Below are 20,968 nucleotides of genomic sequence, written 5' to 3' on the forward strand. Positions count from 1 at the left end.
ACAGTGATAAAGGAGATTTTATGAACCGACATGCGGTCCAATTAATTAGTCGTGGAGCTATTAACAAAATTGGAAATATGCTCTATGATTATGGGAATAGTGTCTGGCTGGCCTCGATGGGGACTATAGGAAAGACGGTATTAGGGATCTATCAAATTTCTGAGTTAGTGACAGGGATTCTCGTGAATCCTTTTGGAGGAGTGATTTCAGACCGTTTTTCTCGTCGCAAGATTTTGATGACGACCGACCTGGTTTGTGGACTCCTTTGTTTGGCGATTTCTTTTATCACAAATGATAGCTTGATGATTGCGGCTCTTATTTTTGCCAATATTGTTCAGGCCATTGCCTTTGGTTTTTCTCGACCTTGCCAATAAAGCCATTATTACCGAGGTGGTAGAGAAAGAAGAGATTGTGACCTATAACGCTCACTTGGAGTTAGTCTTACAGGTTGTTAGTGTCTGTTCACCTGTTTTTTCTTTCCTAGTTCTACAATTTGCCAGTCTTCATATGACCCTCTTATTAGATGCACTGACCTTTTTCATTGCTTTTGTCCTAGTGGCTTTCCTTCCGAAAGAAGAAGTTAAGGTGCAAGAGAGGAAACAGTTTACCGGGAAAGATATTTTTTCTGATATCAAGGATGGGTTAGACTACATCTGGCATCAGAAAGAGATTTTCTTTCTCCTCTTGGTCGCGTCTAGCGTCAATTTCTTTTTTGCGGCTTTTGAGTTTTTACTTCCCTTCTCGAATCGTCTATACGGGGTTAAAGGAGCTTATGCGACCATTTTAACGCTGGGAGCTATTGGATCTATTCTAGGAGCACTTGTTGCAAATAAAATGAAATCAAGTATGAGAATTCTCCTGTTTTTACTGCTTATGGCAGGGATAGGAGTGTTCATAATGGGCTTGCCCCTTCCACCTTATCTTTCCTTTTCAGGAAATCTGGTCTGTGAATTTTTTGTGACCATTTTCGACATCCACGTTTTTTCCCAAGTATAAACCAAGGTGGAAGATGATTATCTAGGTAGAGTATTAAGCACAATTTATACTTTGGCTGTTCTCTTTATGCCCATTGCCAAAGGGTTGATGACTTGGTTGCCAAGTGTCCGCATGGAATCATTTCTCTTTATTGGAGCTGGAGTTATTCTCTTTTCACTCTTGGCTCAGCTAGTAGCTAAGCAGCTTCAATCAAAAGAACAGTAGGGATCTTTTGATAAAATTGTAAACCATTATTTTTCCCAAATAGGGGACAAAATGAAAACCTCTTTCATGAACTGATACAATCGTTTCAGAAAATGAAGGAGGTTTTTTATGAATCGACATGCTATCCAGTTGATTGCTCGTGGGGCGATCAATAGAATGGGAAATATGCTCTATGATTATGGGAACAGTGTTTGGCTGGCCTCGATGGGGACGGTAGGAAAGACAGTATTGGGGATTTATCAGATTTCTGAACTTGTCACCTCTATTTTAGTCAATCCCTTTGGTGGCGTGATCTCAGACCGTTTTTCTCGTCGCAAGATTTTGATGACGACCGACTTGGTTTGTGGTCTCCTTTGTTTAGCGATTTCCTTTATCAGGAATGATCGTTGGATGATTGCAGCCCTGATTGTTGCCAATATTGTCCAGGCCATTGCCTTTGCATTTTCTCGTACTGCTAATAAAGCTATTATCACAGAAGTTGTAGAGAAAGATGAGATTGTGACCTATAATGCCCACTTGGAGTTGACCTTACAAGTGGTCGGTGTTAGCTCACCTGTGTTCTCTTTCCTTGTTTTACAATTTGCCAGTCTCCATGTGACTCTCTTACTGGATGCGCTGACCTTTTTCATCGCCTTTGTTCTGGTCGCTTTCCTTCCGAAAGAAGAAGCCAAGGTTCAGGAAAAGAAACAGTTTACGGGAAAAGATATTTTTTCGGATATGAAAGATGGGTTAGACTATATCTGGCATCAGAAAGAGATTTTCTTTCTCTTATTAGTGGCTTCTAGCGTCAATTTCTTTTTTGCGGCTTTTGAGTTTTTACTTCCCTTCTCGAATCATCTATACGGGGTTAAAGGAGCTTATGCGACCATTTTAACGCTGGGAGCTATTGGCTCCATCATCGGAGCTTTGATCGCCAATAAATTTAAATCAAGCATGGAGATGCTTCTCTTCTTATTGATTTTAACAGGAGTAGGAGTCTTCATGATGGGCTTGCCCCTTCCGCCTCTTCTTTCCTTTTCTGGAAATTTAGTCTGTGAACTCTTTATGACAATTTTTAATATCCACTTTTTTACTCAGGTTCAAACCAAGGTAGAAGGAGACTATCTGGGAAGGGTCTTAAGCACCATTTTTACCCTAGCCATTCTCTTTATGCCCATCGCTAAAGGCTTGATGACCTGGTTACCAAGTGTTCGAGTAGAATCCTTTCTCCTGATTGGAGTTGGCGTCATTCTCTTTTCACTCCTAGCACAAGTGGTCGCCAAGAAATTACAAACAAAAAATCATTAGAATAGCATCAAAAAAGCACCTATCGGTGCTTTTTAGTTGTTTTCTTTTTCTTCTGTCTTGATTTATTTCTTTGCTTCTTCCAGTTGCTTTTGAGTGCTCTTAAGTTCTCTTTTTAGGGAGAAGCCCTTTGAAAAATTAATCAAGTTCATGACGAATGCACCTAAGAGGACACAGAGCAGGATCAGAATGATCAAAGGCAATTTAAATTGGACCAAGAGGAAATTTACGGTAACCGATTGCATGTTTGCAAGGGAAATACCAGCAATCAATAAAATTAAAAGTAATAAAGCAATGTAGTGTAGATTATTTTTGTTCATCATTATCTCCTTATTGTTCAGCAGGGGCCTTGCTTTTCACATCAGCGTACTCTTCCGGCTGCTCTAGGCTTAGAATCTCCTCATAAGCCGGTAGGGAAAGGTCCTTGCCATATTTATTTTTTAAAGCAGTGCTCACTAGTCGATAGGCCAAATTGGCATTTCGGGACAAGATAGGACCGTGGAAGTAGCTGCCAAAGACGTTCTTGTAATGAACCCCTTCGCACCCATCTTCTTTGTTGTTCCCATTTCCATAGACGACCTTACCCAGCGGTTTTTCATCCTCAGCCAAGAAGGTCCGACCTTGGTGGTTTTCAAAACCATAATAGGTTTCGTTAAATTCTTCGTTATGGATTTTGATATCACCGATATAGCGGTTGTTGACTTGGTTGAGCGTATAGTGGCCCATAATGCCAAGTCCCTCAATGCGTTTGCCAGAAGCTTCAATGTAGTATTGGCCTAGAAGCTGAAAGCCACCACAGATAGCAAGGACTACACCATCGTCATGAATGAAGCGTTCGAGGTCTTCTTTTTTATCTGGTAGATCCTCGGATACAATGGTCTGTTCGTAGTCTTGCCCGCCGCCGAAAAAGGCGATATCGTAGGCATCAGGGTCGAACCGGTCTTTGAGAGAGACGATATCAACAGTGACATGGGCTCCAAGCTTTTCCGCAACGTACCTGAGCATGAGGATATTCCCATTGTCCCCATAGGTATTCATTAAGTTGCCATAGAGATGGGCAATACGCAGGCTGTAGGGATACTGTGCCTGATCAGAAGATTCTAGGGAAGTATAAGTCATTAGTGCATCTCCTTTTCAATCAGGTGTTCTTGGGCCAAAAGTTCACGGAATTCTAGCATGGCTGTATAGGTAGCTAAAATGTAAGCGTGAGGGGTTTCCTGTTGCTGGATGCGTTGGAAAACCTCTTTTAATTCAGCCATTTCTGTGATCTTTTCTGCAGGATAGCCAGTGACCCGAAGTCGCCGAGCAATCTCAGAGTGGCGCACCCCGCCAGCGTTGATCTCTGGAATGTCCATCTGAGTGATTTGCTCGAAGTCGGCATCCCAAATCCAGCTGGTATCAATCCCATCTGCATAATTCGCATTGAGGAGAACCGACAAGCTAAAGGGATAAGGGGCTAGTTTGATCATTTCAATGGCTTGGGTCGCACCAACCGGATTTTTAATCAGGACTAGGGTACATTCCTTATCCCCAATCTTAAAGGTTTCCTGGCGACCAAAGACAGCGCGACTGCGATCAAATCCTTGCTTAATCACTTCAGGTTGAACCCCAAAGAATCCAGCAACGGAAACAGCTGCTAAGGCATTATATATGTTGTAGAGACCACCGATATTGATGTGGTAATCTTGCCCTTGGATCCGGAATTGGGAAGAGCGATGGGTTAAAGAGAGGAGGTCCGATACGGCATAGGTCAGAGGGGGCCGGTGGAAACCACAGTGCTCACAGATATAATCTCCCAGGTTAGCATAGGTATTGAGCTTGTACTTGAGGATGTTGTGACAATGCGGGCACAGGATTCCTTCCGTATTGTAATGGGCTAGTTGTGGCTCTGATTTGTCTGTATCAAATCCATAATATTGGATCGGATTGGATAAGGTCTGACTATTAAAGAGCGGACTATCTCCGTTTAACAGAACCGTCGCAGTTGGGACCTTGTGAATGGCATCCAAAATCATCTGGTAAGTTGTATAGATCTCCCCATAGCGATCCATCTGGTCCCGGAAAATATTGGTGACCACAAAAAGGCTGGGCTTAATATAATCACAAATACGAGAGAGGCTGGCCTCGTCAATTTCAAGTACCGCAATCGGTCGATTTGATTTCGAATGTTTGGCCCGTATGAAGGTCGTCGTGATTCCCGAGATCATATTGGCCCCACTTGGATTGGTCAAAATAGGTCCAAAAGCTTCTTGGAGAATACCTACTGTTAGCGCAGTGGTCAGGGTTTTTCCATTTGTCCCTGTAATCACAACAATCTCATAGTTTTTTGCCAGTTGACTGAGAATATCTTTATCAAATTTGAGGGCTACTTTACCTGGTAGGGTTGATCCCCGCCCCATCTTTTCTAGAATAGAGCCGGAAAGCTTTCCTGCCAGAAGGCCCAAGGTTGTATTTATCTTCATAAATCATATTTTATCATAAAAAGCATCAGAAGGTTACAGAAAAATCTGTTGAAACGTGTTATAATAAGATGATGTCTTTTAGAGAAGTGGTAGGTATGAGAATATGAATATTCAACAGTTTTCAAATCCACAATTTTGGACCAGTTTGTTCCCAAATTGGTGGAGTGTTATTATCAATATCATCGATATTGCCCTGGTGGCTTGGTTGCTGTATTTTTTGATCAAAGCCATCGTCGGGACCAAGATCATGATTTTGGTGCGTGGGGTCATTATCTTTTTCTTGGCTCAATTTTTAGCCAATTTTTTGGGTTTAACGACTATTTCTTGGCTGATCAATCAAGTGATTACCTATGGGGTTATCGCGCTGGTTGTGATTTTCTCCCCTGAAATTCGGATTGGCTTAGAGCGTTTAGGTCGGGCGACAGAATTTTTTACGACGAGTGAAGTCAGTCAGGAAGAGAAAATGGTACAGGCCTATGTTAAGGCAGTGGCTTATATGAGCCCACGTAAGATTGGTGCTTTGGTAGCTATTCAAGGGGCCAGAACCCTTCAGGAATACATTTCCACAGGGATTCCACTAGATGCGGAAATTTCAGGAGAATTGCTGATTAATATCTTCATTCCTAATACTCCTTTGCACGATGGAGCGGTCATTGTCCGCAATGATAAAATTGCCGTTTCTTGTGCCTACCTGCCCTTGACAGAAAACACAGGAATTTCAAAAGAGTTTGGAACGCGTCACCGCGCAGCCATTGGTTTATCTGAAGTTTCTGATGCTTTTACCTTCGTGGTATCCGAAGAAACGGGCGGGATCTCTGTGACCTATAATGGAACTTTCCGACACGATTTAACTTTAGAAGAGTTCGAGGCAGAATTGAGATCCTTCTTGGTTCCTGAAGAGAATAAAACGAGTAGTTGGAAAGAGCGTCTATTTGGGAGGGTGACAAAATGAGATCGAAAAAAGAATTTCTTTATGTTTTCGCCTCCGTCTTATTGTCCTTTATCTTGTTTATCAATGCGTCTTCCTTTAATTTTCAAAATAATAGTAGTGCTAGACAAGTGAGTTCAGAGACCTATACCAATACATTGACCAATATTCCAATTGATGCCAAGTACAATGACAAGACATACTTTGTCAGTGGGTTGACATCAGAGGTAACGGTCTTTCTGAAAGGTTCAAACCGGGTTGCTCTTGCTAGTGAGATGCAACCGGGCACTCGGAAGTTTCGTGTGGTAGCAGATCTTCGTAAGGCCAAGGAAGGCACCGTAGAAGTTCCGTTGATTGTAGAAGATCTTCCGTCTGGTTTGACAGCAACCGTAGAACCTCAGAAAGTTTCTGTAAAAATCGGGAAGAAAGCGAAAAAATCGTTTGCGGTCAGGGCCACAATCCCGGACAATCAAATTGTGGATGGAATAACGGTATCGGATATTACTCTTGAAACCACCAAGGTAGAAGTGACCAGCGATCAAGAAACCTTGAGTCGCATTGATCATGTCGAAGCTGTCTTCCCATCCAGTGAGATCATCAGTGGAAATTATAGTGGAACTCTTTCATTAAATCCGGTAGATGCTCAAGGAGATGGTCTACCAGGTCTGGTAAATCCGAGTGAAACACGGATTAAAGTAACCACAAAGACTAGCTCGTCTACGTCAAGCTCTAGCAGTTCGTCGTCGACCTCTTCCAGTTCAAGTAATTAGAAAGTAAAAAAGGTAATGAAGAATGGGTAAATATTTTGGAACGGACGGTGTCCGTGGAGAAGCAAATGTAGAATTAACGCCAGAATTGGCTTTTAAACTAGGCCGTTTCGGTGGCTATGTGTTGAGCCAACATGAAGAAGAAACACCTCTGGTATTTGTTGGACGTGATACGCGTATTTCTGGTGAAATGTTAGAGCATGCCTTAATTGCTGGCCTCTTATCTGTTGGAATTCGCGTCTACAAGTTGGGTGTGATTGCAACGCCAGGTGTTGCTTATCTAGTTCGTACGGAAAAAGCCAGTGCCGGAGTTATGATTTCTGCTAGCCACAATCCAGCCTTGGACAATGGCATCAAATTCTTTGGTGGTGATGGCTTCAAATTGGATGATGATCGCGAACTTGAAATTGAAGCCTTGCTTGATGCTGCTGAAGATACCCTTCCACGTCCAAGTGCCCAAGGTTTAGGAACGGTCATGGAATATCCAGAAGGCTTGCGTAAGTATCAAGAATTTCTTGTATCGACAGGTGTCCAACTCGAGGGCATGCACGTAGTCTTAGATACAGCAAATGGTGCAGCCTCTACTAGTGCCCGTCAAATCTTTGCAGATCTGGGAGCTCAATTGACCGTCATCGGTGAAAACCCAGATGGTTTGAACATCAATGATGGGGTTGGTTCTACTCACCCAGAGCATTTGCAAGAGAAAGTCAAAGAAGTAGGCGCAGCGATTGGTCTAGCCTTTGACGGAGACAGCGATCGCTTGATTGCAGTGGATGAAAATGGAGAGATCGTTGACGGGGATAAGATCATGTACATCATCGGTTCTTATCTTTCAAGCAAAGGCTTGCTCGAAAAAAATACGATCGTCACAACCGTCATGTCCAATCTCGGCTTCCACAAGGCATTAGATGCGAAGGGAATTCAAAAAGAAATCACAGCTGTTGGAGATCGTTATGTGGTCGAAGAGATGCGCAAGTCTGGTTACAACCTTGGTGGTGAACAATCCGGTCACGTAGTCATCATGGATTACAACACGACTGGTGATGGTCAATTAACAGGAGTTCAATTGACTAAAATCATGCAAGAAACCGGCAAGAAATTATCTGAATTGGCTGCTGAAGTAACCATTTATCCACAAAAACTCGTCAATATCCGGGTTGAAAATAGCATGAAAGATAAGGCGATGGAAGTACCTGCTATTCGTGAAATCATTGAAAAAATGGAAGCGGAGATGGCAGGAAATGGACGTATTTTGGTACGTCCAAGTGGAACTGAACCCCTCCTTCGAGTGATGGCAGAAGCACCAACCCATGAAGAAGTGGACTACTATGTAGATACCATTGCTGCAGTTGTTCAAGCAGAAATCGGACTTTAACCTTGTAAAAAACATGGCTCGCAAATAGGCGAGCAGAGGAGGTATATATGAAACAGGTTCGTCAAATTGTATGGGCACTTGCCTTAGTGCTAACGATTCTATTCACAGCTGGTTTGACTAAAACAATACATGCTGCAGAAGTCTCATCATATACACAGACAGCACGTCTAACGAAAGACGGTAACACGCTAACAAATGGGAGCAAGGTGTTGACAAATGAAAAATTGTCAGCAAGTATTTATTTAGCCTTTCCAGATTCGCAAACTATTCAAGCTGGTGATACCTTAACTCTTAGTTTGCCAAAAGAATTAGCCCTCTACACAGCACTGGAATTCAATGTTCTTGAGGAAGGTCAATCAAATGGTCAGACGGTGGGGAAAGCTGTCGTTGATACAGCTAAGAAAACAGTGACCGTTACCTTTAATGATTATTTCGCATCTCATCCACTCAACAAACGAGTTGCTCTTCATTTTGATGTAAAAGTAGACTCAGAAGTAGTTACAAAAACTTCTCCAATCCAGTTTAAACTAGGAAATACAGATTTTTCATTTAATTATGAAAAAACAGCTGGAGAAGCTGGAGACTATGAGATGAAATACGGTTACCAAGATAAGTCTGATCCAACCATTATCAAATGGCGGATTCTCTTAAATGCTCGCCAAGATATGCTTCGTGGAATGGTCATTAAAGACCAATTCGGAGATGGTTTAACATTGGTTGAAGGTAGCTTACGTGCGGTTCGTTATGCTCCTGTAGAAGGTGGGATCAAGAACGAAGCTCAGATATTAAGTCTCCCAGTTCTGGATAACTTTACTAAAAAAGCTGTTTTCAATAAGAATGCAGATGGAAAGACCACTGGTTTTACAATTGAATTTGGTGATAACTACAATTGGCCAATGTATATTGAATATTCTACGAAAGTGGCACCTGGAACGAAAGTAGGCGATATTGTCCATAATACGTTAACATGGACGGCAACCAATTTCCCAGCACCTCGTACCTTGACCCGTGAGGTGAGATTGGAAACAGGATCTGGAGAGGGATTAGGTGAGAAAGAACAAACACCACCGACACCTAGCTCAACCTCCTCAACGAGTTCTAGTTCTTCATCAAGCTCATCATCTTCAACGAGTTCTAGTTCTTCATCAAGCTCATCATCTTCAACGAGTTCTAGTTCTTCATCAAGCTCATCATCTTCAACGAGTTCTAGTTCTTCATCAAGTTCATCATCTTCAACGAGTTCCAGTTCTACATCGAACTCAACATCCACATCAAGTTCTTCATTGAAATCATCTTCATCTTCTGTTAAAGAAGAAGCCCCAAAACCTGGTAAGAAAAAAGTTCTTCCAAGTACAGGTGAAAAGATGACACCGGTGGTTCTTATCATGAGTGTCTTTCTAGCAGTTCTATCGGTTGGTATTTTACGTGTAAGAAAAGATTCTTAAAATGATCAATGAAAGATCAGACTTCTGTCTGGTCTTTTTGTGTAGGCTCGATTTGAAAAATCCCCTATTTCGTGGTAAAATAGGGCTAATGAATTTATAGTAATCGAGGTATTAGAAGTGGCTTTTGGAGATAACGGAAAACGTAAAAAAACACCATTTGAAATGATCACGATGGTGGTCATTGTGATTATGTTGATTGTAACGGTTGGTGCAATCTTTGCAACCGCAATTGGTGCTCTTTCTTACTAAGACGCACACAGAAATAAAGGAAATCATCTATTTATGAGTATGTTTTTAGATACAGCCAAGATTAAGGTCAAGGCTGGAAATGGCGGCGATGGCATGGTGGCCTTTCGCCGTGAAAAATATGTCCCTAATGGCGGACCTTGGGGTGGTGATGGAGGTCGTGGTGGCAATGTCATCTTCGTAGTAGACGAAGGCTTGCGCACTCTGATGGACTTCCGTTATAACCGGCATTTCAAAGCCCAAAATGGGGAAAAAGGAATGACCAAAGGGATGCACGGACGGGGAGCAGAAGATCTCTATGTTCGGGTTCCTCAAGGAACGACCGTCCGAGATGCCGAGACTGGCAAGGTCATTACGGACCTAGTTGAAAATGGACAAGAGTACATTGTCGCCCACGGTGGCCGTGGCGGACGTGGAAACATTCGTTTTGCCACTCCTAAAAATCCAGCCCCAGAGATTTCTGAGAATGGGGAACCTGGTCAGGAACGCGAACTCGAATTAGAACTCAAGGTTTTGGCAGATGTTGGTTTGGTTGGTTTCCCTTCTGTTGGGAAATCGACCCTTCTCAGTGTCATCACTTCAGCCAAACCAAAAATTGGGGCTTATCATTTCACAACCATCGTTCCAAATTTGGGAATGGTTCGGACTCCGTCTGGGGAATCCTTTGCCGTAGCAGACCTTCCTGGATTGATTGAAGGGGCCAGCCAAGGTGTCGGATTAGGAACCCAGTTCCTTCGTCACATTGAGCGCACCCGTGTTATCTTGCACGTCATCGATATGTCAGCCAGTGAAGGTCGCGACCCTTATGAAGATTATGTTCAAATCAATAAAGAGCTTGAAACCTATAATCTTCGCTTGATGGAACGTCCTCAGATTATCGTGGCGAATAAGATGGACATGCCGGAAAGCCAAGAAAATTTGAAAGAATTCAAGAAGAAATTGGCAGCCAATTACGATGAGTTTGATGAACTGCCACAGATCTTCCCGATCTCTAGTTTGGCTCATCAAGGTTTAGACAATTTGTTAGATGCAACGGCAGAATTGTTAGACAAAACACCAGAATTCCTCTTGTATTCAGAAGACGACATGGCCCAAGAAGAAGTCTACTATGGCTTTGATGAAGACCAGCCAGCCTTTGACATCAGTCGTGATGACGATGCCGCTTGGGTCTTATCTGGTGAAAAACTTGAAAAACTCTTTAATATGACGAATTTCGATCGGGATGAAGCAGTCATGAAATTTGCTCGTCAATTGCGTGGAATGGGTGTTGATGAAGCTCTCCGTGCACGTGGGGCAAAAGATGGCGATATCGTCCGGATCGGTAAATTTGAATTTGAGTTTGTAGATTAAGGGTGATCCTGAGCGGGTCAAGGATTCCAAATAAGAAATGAGGCTTTTTCAGTGGGAGATAAACCAATATCTTTTCGAGATGAAAATGGAAATTTTGTTTCAGCAGCTGATGTTTGGAATGCTGAAAAATTAGAAGAACTCTTTAATACGCTAAATCCTAAGCGCAAGTTGCGCTTACAAAGGGAAAAATTAGCAAAAGAAAACCAGCAGAAGTAAATAGACTTGGAGAATACTATGGCAAAAACAATTCATACAGATAAAGCACCTGCAGCAATTGGACCTTATGTTCAAGGGAAAATCGTAGGCAATCTTCTCTTTGCAAGCGGACAAGTTCCCTTGTCACCTGAAACAGGAGAAATCATTGGCGAAACCATCCAAGAACAAACAGAGCAAGTCTTAAAAAATATTGGGGCTATTTTGGAAGAGGCTGGGACAGACTTCGACCACGTGGTGAAAACCACTTGTTTCTTAAGTGATATGAATGACTTTGTACCTTTTAATGAGGTCTATAAAACAGTCTTTACCACAGAGTTTCCAGCTCGATCTGCTGTTGAAGTAGCACGCCTGCCACGTGATGTGAAGGTTGAAATTGAAGTTATTGCGGAAATCAAGGCCTAATAACCATTCAAAGACAAAAAGACAGAGTGGAAAGCAGGAAACTGTAGGCCACTCTGTTTTATTTTGGGAGGAGAAAATGACAGAAAGTAAGATTCAACTAGTCATGGTAACAGGGATGAGCGGTGCTGGCAAGACCGTCGCTATCCAATCGTTTGAGGATTTGGGTTACTTTACCATCGATAATATGCCACCGGCGCTCTTGCTGAAATTTATTGAGCTCATGCGCCTTAGCCCAGATAACAATAAATTAGCCGTTGTTGTGGACATGCGGAGCCGTTCTTTTTTCAATGAAATTCGCACCATTTTGGATGAATTGGACAACCAAGAAGACCTCGATTTTAAGGTCTTATTCTTGGATGCTACTGACAGTGAGTTGGTAGCACGATACAAGGAAACACGTCGTAGCCACCCACTAGCAGCAGATGGCCGTGTTTTAGATGGGATTACCCTAGAGCGCGAGCTCTTGTCTCCTTTAAAAAATATCAGTCAAAATGTGGTGGACACGACTGAGTTGACGCCCCGTAATCTGAGAAAAACGATTGCAGAGCAATTTGCCAGTCAAGATAATCAGCCAGATTTTCGGGTTGAGGTCATGTCATTTGGTTTCAAATACGGCCTTCCGATCGATGCTGACCTCGTCTTTGACGTGCGTTTTCTTCCAAATCCCTACTATAAATTGGAGCTTCGGAATTTAACCGGTCAAGATCCAGCTGTCTATGATTATGTCATGGATCACCCTGAATCAGAGGACTTTTACCGTCATCTCCATGACTTAATCGTTCCTATTTTACCGTCTTATAAACGAGAAGGTAAATCCGTTCTCACCATCGCCATGGGCTGTACTGGAGGTCAACACCGTTCAGTAGCCTTTGCAGAGCGCTTAGCGCATGATTTAGAAAAAAATTGGCAGGTCAATTGCAGTCATAGAGACAAGGACAGACGGAAAGAAACGGTGAATCGCTCATGAGAAAACCTAAAGTAACCGTTATTGGAGGAGGGACAGGGATTTCTGTTATTCTCGATAGTCTAAGAAAGAAACCGGTCGAGATCACTGCCATTGTAACTGTTGCAGATGATGGCGGTAGCTCAGGTGAATTGCGGAAGAACATCCAAAAATTGACACCACCTGGGGATCTTCGAAATGTCTTGGTTGCCATGTCAGATATGCCTCGTTTTTATGAGAAAGTCTTTCAATACCGCTTTGCAGACGATGATGGTCCTTTGGCTGGGCACCCTTTGGGAAACTTAATTATTGCAGGGATTTCAGAGATGCAAGGCTCGACCTATAATGCCATGCAGTTGTTGACGAAATTTTTCCATACAACCGGTAAGATCTATCCGTCGAGTGATAGTCCCTTGACCCTTCATGCTGTCTTTCAAGATGGAAAAGAAATAGTAGGAGAAAGCCACATTGCCAACTATACCGGCATGATTGATCATGTTTATGTGACCAATACCTATGATCAAGAGCGTCCAAAGGCTAGTAAGAAAGTGGTGGAAGCGATTCTTGAAAGTGATATGGTCGTCTTGGGTCCTGGTTCGCTCTTTACCTCGATCCTTCCTAATTTGATGATCGATGAGATTGGGAAAGCCATCCTTGAAACCAAAGCCCAAGTAGCCTATGTTTGCAATATCATGACCCAAAGAGGAGAAACCGAACATTTCACAGATAGTGACCACGTGGCCGTGCTCCACAAACATTTGGGAGAAAAGTTCATCGACACCGTCCTTGTCAATATCAATCAGGTTCCCGCAGCTTATATGAACAGCAATAAATTTGATGAATACTTGGTCCAGGTAGAGCATGATTTTAAGGAGCTACACTCACAAGTGCCTCAAGTGATTTCTTCCGATTTCTTAAAGCTGGTCAACGGGGGAGCTTTTCATGATGGTGAAAAAGTGGTCGACGAGCTGATGCAGATCGTGCAGGTGAGAAAATGAGTTTTACGGTTCGTGTCAAAGAAGAATTATTATCTCTCAAGCGATTTGAAAAGAGTGAGTTGGCTGCCATTATCAAGATGTCTGGAAGCCTCGGAATTTCAATGGGCGGCTTGACGCTCTCGGTAACGACAGAAAATGCCAAGATTGCTCGCCATATTTATGAATTATTGCATCATTTTTATGAAGCTAAGTCGGATATTCGTCACCACCAAAAAACCAATTTGAAAAAGAATCGTGTCTACACAGTATTCTTGGATGAAAAGGTAGAAGAAATTTTAGCTGACTTACATTTGGCAGATGCCTTCTTTGGGATTGAGACAGGCATTGATGCTAGTGTTTTAGAGGATGAAGTAGCCAGTCGTGCTTATCTTCGAGGAGCTTTTCTGTCGAGTGGTTCGATAAAAGATCCTGAAAAAGGGAAGTACCAGCTGGAAATTCATTCTGTTTATACAGACCACGCGGAAGGAATTGCCCTTCTCATGCAAGGATTTTTACTAGATGCGAAAACCATCGAGCGTAAAAAAGGAGTGGTAACCTATTTGCAACGAGCGGAAGATATTATTGATTTTCTAATTGTCGTAGAGGCCATGCAAGCCATGCAGGAATTTGAGTCCATCAAGGTCATGAGAGAGACGCGCAATGACCTCAATCGCGCCAATAATGCCGAGATGGCCAATATCCAACGCACGGTTACAGCTAGTATGAAAACCATCAATAATATCAGTAAAATTGTGGATACAGTCGGTCTAGGGAGTTTACCAAGTGACTTGCAAGAAGTTGCCTATATTCGGATGAACCATCCAGATTATTCCATCCAGCAGATCGCTGATAGTTTGCAACAACCTATTTCAAAAAGCGGCGTCAATCACCGCTTGCGTAAGATTAATAAAATCGCAGACGATTTAGACAAATAAAAAAGGCCAAAGGCCTTTCATAATGAGGATAAAGTCTTTTTAAAAACTTTCCTTAGGTGAGTACGGACGTCAGCGAACTTCGTAGAAGTTCCATGACTAATTATTGAGCCTAAGGTCTCAATAATTCCGAGTGCCTGAAACGTATTGTTTCAGGCACTTTTCTCACAACGGAAAGTTTTTGTATTTTCTTGATTCATTCTAAAAATAGGAACTCATTTTTATTCCTTTGCAGAATCAATTAACTTATTATAAACTGGTTGAGTGTGTTGGTTGGACTTTCTTATCTGGATAGATGTAGTTGATGGCATTGTTTACAGCTGTTGGGGCTTCTCCCAGACCTGTAGCAATGAGATCGATCTTTCCTTCATAGAAGCAGCAGTCTCCACAAGCATAAATTCCAGGAAGGCTGGTTTCTTGTTTCTGATTCACCTTGATTTTATGGCGTTGCAATTCTACACCCCATTCTTTCAAGTTTCCGATTGAAGATTTAAAGCCATAGTTGACAAATAAGTGATCAATCGGGATGAGTTCGGCTTCATCGGCTTTAACTTTTGTGATTTCAAGATGAGTGGCATGACCATTTTCGCCAATCAAGCGGCTAGGAACAAATGGTGTTTTGATGCTGACAGAAGATTGTTTGAGTTCTTCTACGCTATGTTCCAAGGCACGGAAGTTATCCCGACGATGAATGATCGTAGTTGGAGCAATCTTGTCAAAAGCAAGAGCCCAGTCTACAGCAGAGTCTCCACCACCAAGGACGGTCACCTGCTGTCCTTCATATTGTTGGATGTTCGAAACATGATAGTGGACGTTATCAAAGTCTTCAGCTCCCTCAATGTCAAGGGCACGTGGCTTAAAGGCACCACCGCCCATGGCAATGATGACGGCTTTAGACTGATGCACTTGGCGAGAAGTAGTGATGGTGAAGAGGTCACCTTCTTTTCGAATATCCTCTACAGTTTCATTGAGAAAGATCGGTGTATCAAACCGTTTGACTTGCTCGATCAAGCGGTTGCTCAATTCTTCACCAGTCAAATTGGTAAAGCCAGGTACATCGAGGATACTCTTTTCTGGATAGAGAATAGCTGGTTGCCCTCCCAGTTGAGGTAAGGAATCAATCAGTTTGACTTTTACTTGGCGCATATTGCCATAAAAAGCAGCAAACAGACCAACTGGTCCGCCCCCAACAATGGTAATATCATAAATTTCTGACATGGTGTCTCCTTCATGGTTTTCTTTGTTTCCATTGTAACATAAAATGCAAGGAATGAAAAAGTTGGAAAGCGCAAAAAATGAATGGGGATAGTAGAAAAGTTTCAAAAGATATTGACAGGATCTTTCAAGTGTGATAAAATAATTAAGATTTTAGGCTTGAAGGGAGTGAAAAACATGTCAAAAACAGTAGTACGTAAGAATGAATCTCTTGACGATGCTCTTCGTCGTTTCAAACGTGCGGTTACTAAAGCTGGTACTCTTCAAGAAACACGCAAACGTGAATTCTATGAAAAACCTTCTGTAAAACGTAAACGTAAATCAGAAGCAGCTCGTAAACGTAAAAAATTCTAATTGAATACAGAAACAGACTTCGGTCTGTTTTTTGTTTTTCTAGAAAATTGAAGACAAAAAAATCCGACCTTCTTCTAGAAGATCGGATTTTTTATCTCTTTATTTGTTTGCAAGCAAGTCGCGGATTTCAGTAAGCAACTCTTCTTGAGTAGGAGCAGCAGCTTCTTCTTCAGCAGCTTCCTCTTTTTTACCAAGGTTTTGAGCTTTCTCTGCAGCTTTCACTACGAAGAAAAGAACAGTACCAACAACAAGGAAGTTGATCACAGCGCTCAAGAAGCTACCGTAAGCAACACCGTTCCATGACAATTGTGCAATATTTTGAACACGAGCAGCTTTCAAAGCTGGGTTCAAAATAAGTGGAGTAATGATATCGTTAACAAATGATGTTACGATAGCTCCAAATGCAGCTCCGATAACGACTGCAACAGCAAGGTCAACAATATTCCCACGAAGGAGAAAATCTTTCAAATCTTTTAACATATCCTAAATATGTCCTTTCATAATAATTTTTTACTATGATAGTATAACGGAAAATAGTTAGACTGACAAGAAATATGCACAATTTTTTTAAAAATTAGTGATAAAGGGTGAAAATCTTTTCTTTTGAGTGTGAAATCGGTAGGAAAAAATTTACTTTTACTAACTTTTAGTATAAAATATAAAGTGATAATCTATGGTAAAATGGAGGCACTGTTTATGGTTGATAAAGAGCTGATTGCAGAAATTAAAAACAGTGTAAACATTGTTGAAGTCATTGGAGAAGTTGTTTCTTTGACCAAGGCTGGCCGTAACTTTTTAGGCCTCTGTCCTTTTCATGGTGAAAAGACTCCCTCCTTTAATGTCGTTGAAGACAAGCAGTTTTACCATTGTTTCGGATGTGGTCGCTCTGGAGATGTCTTTAAGTTTATTGAGGACTACCGTGGAGTCGCTTTTATGGATGCGGTTCAGATCGTAGCAGAAAAAGCGGGTATTGCGCTTCAGTACCAAGCAAGGCCGGCTCAACCAACGTCTATCAATCCCAACCAAGAACTTTATGAGATTCATCAGGAAGCCAGTAAGTTCTACCAGGCGATTCTGATGACGACAAAGATGGGAGAAGAAGCGCGAAATTATCTGCATGAACGTGGACTGACGGATGAGGTCATCCGACATTTTCAATTGGGCTTAGCCCCAGCAGAAGGGAATTATCTCTATCGAAATCTCTCTGAGAAGTTCTCTGAGAAAGTGATTACCGATTCGGGGTTATTCACAATCTCAGATACTGGAACAGTTTTTGATGCCTTTCAGGATCGGATTATGTTTCCTTTGACGGATGATAGTGGACGTGTCATTGCTTTTTCTGGTAGGCTGTGGCAACTAACGGATGATGGCAGTCATCAAGCCAAGTACAAGAATAGTCGAAGTACCCGTCTATTTAATAAGAGTTATGAACTTTATCATTTGGATCAAGCGAAGACGAGCGCCAAAAAGCAACATGAAATGTATATCATGGAAGGCTTTATGGATGTCATTGCGGCTTATCGAGCTGGGATTGAAAATGCAGTCGCCTCTATGGGGACAGCCTTGACACCAGAGCACGTCCAGCACCTGTCTCATTTTACCAAAAAGGTCATTCTGACCTATGATGGGGATAAGGCGGGACTTGAAGCAACCGCTAAGGCCTTGGATGTCTTGCAGGATCTGGAGTTGGAGATCGTCCGTATCCCTGATCAGATGGATCCCGATGAGTACCTCAAAAAGACCTCCCCAGAAGATCTAGCTTCCCTCTTGAAGAATTCGCGGATCAGTAAGGTTGAATTCTTGATGCACTACTGGAAACCCCAGTATATTGAGAACTTGCAGGCACAGATTGAGTTTGTCGAGAAGCTGGCACCGATGATCGCCCAGACGCGCTCCATCACAGCGCAAAACACCTATATTTATAAGTTGGCAGATTTATTGCCAGACTTTGATTATTTGCAGATTGAGCAGATTGTCAATAATAGTCGCTTGCATCAACGGCAGGAGGATCAAAGTGGTGGACGATCAAGAACGTCGAATTTTTCAGTCGATCTCCTGCCTAATCGTGGGATGACGCGCTTGATCAAGGCGGAAAATCATTTATTAAGTAGGATGAAAGATTTTCCAATGGTGCTCAATGATTACCGTTTGCGACCTGATTTTGTCTTTGACACACCGGAGTTACAGATCTTGTACCAATTACTCTGTCAAAATGGAGAAGTCACATCTCAGGATTTGTCCGAGCAACCTGAAGGGATCCAGCACGCCTGGTACCGGATGTTAGAAGAAGATTTGCCAGAAGAGATAGCGGATGGTGAATTAGAAGAAGTGGAAGAGACGCGAAATCGTGAGCTTCTTCGCAAAGAAAGTCAACAAATTGGAAATAAAGTGAAGGAAGCTTCCTCGACAGGGGATGCGGAAAAAGCTTTATTGGAACTCGAGCGTTTGATCGCTCAAAAAAGAAGAATGGAGTAGGAATGGCTAAAGAACAAAAAGATATTACAACATTGGACGTTCAAATTGCAGAGTTTATTCGCAGCCACAAGAAAAGTGGAACTGCAACAGATGATGAAATTAATGACAAGTTGGTTATTCCATTCACACTAGATGCAGATGGGATTGAAGATCTTTTGCAACGTATTCAAGATGCAGGAATTTCGATCACGGATAAAGATGGTAACCCAAGTGCGCGTGTGTTGAACAATGAAGAAGAGCCAGAATTGTCAGATGAGGAATTGCTTGGAAGCAACTCTGCCAAGGTCAACGACCCAGTACGGATGTACTTGAAAGAAATTGGGGTTGTTCCTCTTTTGACCAATGAAGAAGAACAAGAATTGGCTATCTTAGTGGAACAAGGTGACTTGGAAGCCAAGCAACGTCTTGCAGAAGCCAACCTTCGTTTGGTTGTATCCATTGCGAAACGTTACGTTGGTCGTGGAATGCAATTTTTGGATTTGATCCAAGAAGGAAATATGGGCTTGATGAAGGCCGTTGATAAGTTTGACTATACCAAAGGGTTCAAGTTCTCTACCTATGCTACTTGGTGGATTCGTCAGGCTATCACTCGTGCCATTGCAGACCAAGCACGGACCATTCGGATCCCTGTTCACATGGTGGAAACCATTAACAAGTTGGTTCGTGAACAACGCAATCTCTTGCAAGAATTGGGACAAGACCCAACGCCTGAACAAATCGCTGAACGCATGGATATGACGCCTGATAAGGTGCGCGAAATCTTGAAGATTGCCCAAGAGCCTGTTTCTTTGGAAACGCCAATCGGGGAAGAAGACGATAGCCATTTGGGAGATTTCATCGAAGATGAAGTGATTGAAAATCCAGTAGACTACACCACTCGTGTGGTTCTACGTGAACAATTAGATGAAGTCCTCGATACCCTGACAGACCGTGAAGAAAACGTCCTTCGTTTACGTTTCGGTTTGGATGATGGAAAAATGCGGACCTTGGAAGATGTGGGTAAAGTCTTCAACGTGACCCGTGAACGGATCCGTCAGATCGAAGCCAAAGCCCTCCGCAAACTCCGCCACCCAAGCAGAAGCAAACCATTGCGTGATTTTATTGAGGATTAAAAAGATCCTGTGGATCTTTTTAACCCGAGCCAAGAAATTCTATCGAGAGTAACATAACAAAAAAGGAAGTGTCATATGGCATATACAACTGAGCAAATTGAAGAAATTAAAAATAAAATCTTAAATGCTTTGGAAGAGGTAATCGATCCTGAGCTTGGGATTGACATTGTTAATTTAGGTCTTGTTTACGAGATCCATTTTGATGGTGAAACTGGAGCGACCATTATTGATATGACGCTAACGACCATGGGATGTCCATTAGCGGATCTTCTGACAGATCAGATTCATGATGTTTTAGCAGAAGTAGAAGAAGTGACATCGGTGGATGTGAAGTTGGTCTGGTATCCTGCTTGGACGGTTGAAAAAATGAGCCGCTATGCACGGATTGCACTTGGAATTAGTTAAACATTCTATTCATCAAAACAAATCAGAGGTTGGGGGCTTCCCTAACCTCTGATTTGTTTACATCTGTATTTTTGAACAACCATTTTCAAATTCTTAGCAAATTTTCAGATAAAGTTGCAATCATCAAGAGGACAAGGTATAATAGCATAAATAGAAAATAAAGGAGATTTACATGAATCAGTATCCTTTGGTCTACTTGGACCATGTGACAAAGAATTATGGGCATGAAGTTGCTCTCATGGATGTTAGTTTGAACATCCAACCTGGCCGTATTATTGGCCTTTTGGGGCCTAATGGTAGCGGGAAAACAACCATCATTAAATTGATTAATGGTTTGTTGCAACCAAGCCTTGGAAATATCTATATTCATGGGCAATTACCATCCCCAGCTTCTAAAAAAGTTGTTTCCTATTTGCCGGATACGACTTATCTGAGTGAAAATATAAAAATTAGTGATGCTATTAGCTATTTCCAAGATTTTTATGCAGATTTTAATGTCCAACGAGCTTACCAATTGCTCAACGATTTGCATTTGCATCCAAATCAAAAATTGAATAGCCTTTCAAAAGGGAACAAGGAAAAAGTACAATTGATTTTGGTGATGAGTCGTGAAGCTGACTTGTATGTCCTTGATGAACCAATCGGTGGGGTCGACCCAGCAGCGCGTGATTATATTTTGCGGACCATTATTCAAAACAGACGTCCAAACTCTTCTGTCTTGATTTCTACTCACTTGATTGCGGATATTGAGCAAGTTTTGGATGAAGCGATTTTCATCAACCAAGGAAGAATCCTCTTGCATGAAAATACGACTGTTTTGCGCAATCAACACGGAAAATCAATCGATGAGATCTTCCGTGATCAATTCCGTGTTTATTAG

22 protein-coding genes and 1 pseudogene are annotated in these 20,968 nt (G+C 42.1%); 18 read left to right on the forward strand and 5 right to left on the reverse strand.

The genetic code is table 11. The annotated features are described in order from the left end of the window. The first annotated feature begins 20 nt into the window (after positions 1–20). Together NMM13_RS04925 and NMM13_RS04930 are read left to right on the forward strand one after the other, a co-directional pair. Positions 21–1,200, forward strand: a pseudogene (locus NMM13_RS04925) (MFS transporter). Between the two features lie 108 nt (positions 1,201–1,308). Further along, a complete protein-coding gene (locus NMM13_RS04930) occupies positions 1,309–2,487 on the forward strand; it encodes an MFS transporter (RefSeq protein ID WP_254727803.1) in 1,179 nt (392 codons plus the stop codon). A gap of 62 nt (positions 2,488–2,549) precedes the next feature. Here the strand turns inward: NMM13_RS04930 and NMM13_RS04935 are convergent, their stop codons facing one another. Genes NMM13_RS04935 through murT form a run of 3 tightly spaced genes read right to left on the reverse strand, consistent with a single transcriptional unit; the run spans position 2,550 to position 4,946 of the window. Beyond that, positions 2,550–2,804 carry a LapA family protein gene (locus tag NMM13_RS04935; protein WP_031573378.1) on the reverse strand — a complete coding sequence of 85 codons (255 nt, stop codon included), beginning with the start codon at positions 2,802–2,804 and terminating at the stop codon, positions 2,550–2,552. A gap of 10 nt (positions 2,805–2,814) precedes the next feature. Then, positions 2,815–3,603 (reverse strand): lipid II isoglutaminyl synthase subunit GatD, encoded by a 789-nt coding sequence (gatD, locus tag NMM13_RS04940; RefSeq protein ID WP_254727801.1) that lies wholly within the window; start codon positions 3,601–3,603, stop codon positions 2,815–2,817. After that, positions 3,603–4,946, reverse strand: coding sequence for a lipid II isoglutaminyl synthase subunit MurT (murT, locus tag NMM13_RS04945; protein WP_247926173.1), 1,344 nt, complete (start codon positions 4,944–4,946; stop codon positions 3,603–3,605). Before murT ends, gatD begins: the two co-directional genes overlap by 1 nt. A gap of 103 nt (positions 4,947–5,049) precedes the next feature. On the opposite strand from murT, the gene cdaA reads away from it, so the two are divergent. The 11 genes from cdaA (at position 5,050) to whiA (ending at position 14,530) form a co-directional block, all read left to right on the forward strand. Further along, positions 5,050–5,898 carry a diadenylate cyclase CdaA gene (gene cdaA / locus NMM13_RS04950; RefSeq protein WP_049490565.1) on the forward strand — a complete coding sequence of 283 codons (849 nt, stop codon included), beginning with the start codon at positions 5,050–5,052 and terminating at the stop codon, positions 5,896–5,898. Continuing rightward, on the forward strand, positions 5,895–6,644 hold the full coding sequence (locus NMM13_RS04955; protein WP_195623101.1) for a YbbR-like domain-containing protein: 750 nt from the start codon (positions 5,895–5,897) through the stop codon (positions 6,642–6,644). Before cdaA ends, NMM13_RS04955 begins: the two co-directional genes overlap by 4 nt. A 22-nt stretch (positions 6,645–6,666) precedes the next feature. Continuing rightward, the gene (glmM, locus tag NMM13_RS04960) at positions 6,667–8,016 is read left to right on the forward strand and encodes a phosphoglucosamine mutase (RefSeq protein ID WP_023917722.1); all 1,350 of its coding nucleotides are present in this window, start codon (positions 6,667–6,669) and stop codon (positions 8,014–8,016) included. A 47-nt stretch (positions 8,017–8,063) separates the two neighbouring features. Further along, on the forward strand, positions 8,064–9,461 hold the full coding sequence (locus NMM13_RS04965; protein WP_254727799.1) for an Ig-like domain-containing protein: 1,398 nt from the start codon (positions 8,064–8,066) through the stop codon (positions 9,459–9,461). 117 nt (positions 9,462–9,578) lie between these two features. Further along, on the forward strand, positions 9,579–9,710 hold the full coding sequence (locus NMM13_RS04970) for a DUF4044 domain-containing protein (protein WP_003011566.1): 132 nt from the start codon (positions 9,579–9,581) through the stop codon (positions 9,708–9,710). 33 nt (positions 9,711–9,743) lie between these two features. Continuing rightward, a complete protein-coding gene (obgE, locus tag NMM13_RS04975; RefSeq protein ID WP_013903339.1) occupies positions 9,744–11,057 on the forward strand; it encodes a GTPase ObgE in 1,314 nt (437 codons plus the stop codon). 51 nt (positions 11,058–11,108) lie between these two features. Beyond that, complete coding sequence (locus tag NMM13_RS04980) at positions 11,109–11,273, forward strand: hypothetical protein (RefSeq protein WP_003006512.1); 165 nt, start codon at positions 11,109–11,111, stop codon at positions 11,271–11,273. A gap of 18 nt (positions 11,274–11,291) precedes the next feature. Further along, complete coding sequence (locus NMM13_RS04985) at positions 11,292–11,675, forward strand: RidA family protein (RefSeq protein WP_003006514.1); 384 nt, start codon at positions 11,292–11,294, stop codon at positions 11,673–11,675. A gap of 76 nt (positions 11,676–11,751) precedes the next feature. After that, positions 11,752–12,642: an RNase adapter RapZ gene (gene rapZ, locus NMM13_RS04990; protein ID WP_155167838.1), complete on the forward strand. Its 891-nt coding sequence runs from the start codon at positions 11,752–11,754 to the stop codon at positions 12,640–12,642. Next, the gene (locus NMM13_RS04995; RefSeq protein ID WP_254727797.1) at positions 12,639–13,616 is read left to right on the forward strand and encodes a YvcK family protein; all 978 of its coding nucleotides are present in this window, start codon (positions 12,639–12,641) and stop codon (positions 13,614–13,616) included. The genes rapZ and NMM13_RS04995 overlap by 4 nt, the downstream gene beginning before the upstream one ends. Then, positions 13,613–14,530, forward strand: coding sequence for a DNA-binding protein WhiA (gene whiA / locus NMM13_RS05000; RefSeq protein ID WP_003006525.1), 918 nt, complete (start codon positions 13,613–13,615; stop codon positions 14,528–14,530). The genes NMM13_RS04995 and whiA overlap by 4 nt, the downstream gene beginning before the upstream one ends. Before the next feature lie 246 nt (positions 14,531–14,776). On the opposite strand, the gene NMM13_RS05005 is transcribed toward whiA, so the two are convergent. Next, entirely contained in the window at positions 14,777–15,745 is a 969-nt protein-coding gene (locus tag NMM13_RS05005; RefSeq protein WP_254727795.1) for an NAD(P)/FAD-dependent oxidoreductase, read from the reverse strand. A 174-nt stretch (positions 15,746–15,919) separates the two neighbouring features. Between NMM13_RS05005 and rpsU the strand changes: the two genes are divergently transcribed. Further along, positions 15,920–16,096 carry a 30S ribosomal protein S21 gene (rpsU, locus tag NMM13_RS05010; RefSeq protein ID WP_000048054.1) on the forward strand — a complete coding sequence of 59 codons (177 nt, stop codon included), beginning with the start codon at positions 15,920–15,922 and terminating at the stop codon, positions 16,094–16,096. A gap of 99 nt (positions 16,097–16,195) precedes the next feature. Here rpsU and mscL read toward each other — a convergent pair whose 3' ends face one another. Then, positions 16,196–16,576, reverse strand: coding sequence for a large conductance mechanosensitive channel protein MscL (gene mscL / locus NMM13_RS05015; RefSeq protein WP_070589400.1), 381 nt, complete (start codon positions 16,574–16,576; stop codon positions 16,196–16,198). A 216-nt stretch (positions 16,577–16,792) separates the two neighbouring features. Between mscL and dnaG the strand changes: the two genes are divergently transcribed. The 4 genes from dnaG (at position 16,793) to NMM13_RS05035 (ending at position 20,968) form a co-directional block, all read left to right on the forward strand. Then, entirely contained in the window at positions 16,793–18,571 is a 1,779-nt protein-coding gene (dnaG, locus tag NMM13_RS05020) for a DNA primase (protein WP_254727793.1), read from the forward strand. A gap of 2 nt (positions 18,572–18,573) precedes the next feature. Continuing rightward, positions 18,574–19,683: an RNA polymerase sigma factor RpoD gene (rpoD, locus tag NMM13_RS05025; protein ID WP_021152924.1), complete on the forward strand. Its 1,110-nt coding sequence runs from the start codon at positions 18,574–18,576 to the stop codon at positions 19,681–19,683. A 75-nt stretch (positions 19,684–19,758) separates the two neighbouring features. Continuing rightward, complete coding sequence (locus tag NMM13_RS05030; RefSeq protein ID WP_004220168.1) at positions 19,759–20,088, forward strand: metal-sulfur cluster assembly factor; 330 nt, start codon at positions 19,759–19,761, stop codon at positions 20,086–20,088. A gap of 172 nt (positions 20,089–20,260) precedes the next feature. Further along, positions 20,261–20,968 (forward strand): ABC transporter ATP-binding protein, encoded by a 708-nt coding sequence (locus NMM13_RS05035; RefSeq protein ID WP_223141196.1) that lies wholly within the window; start codon positions 20,261–20,263, stop codon positions 20,966–20,968.

Source organism: Streptococcus sp. CF8_St5-11 (assembly GCF_024295625.1).
GTDB lineage: Bacteria > Bacillota > Bacilli > Lactobacillales > Streptococcaceae > Streptococcus.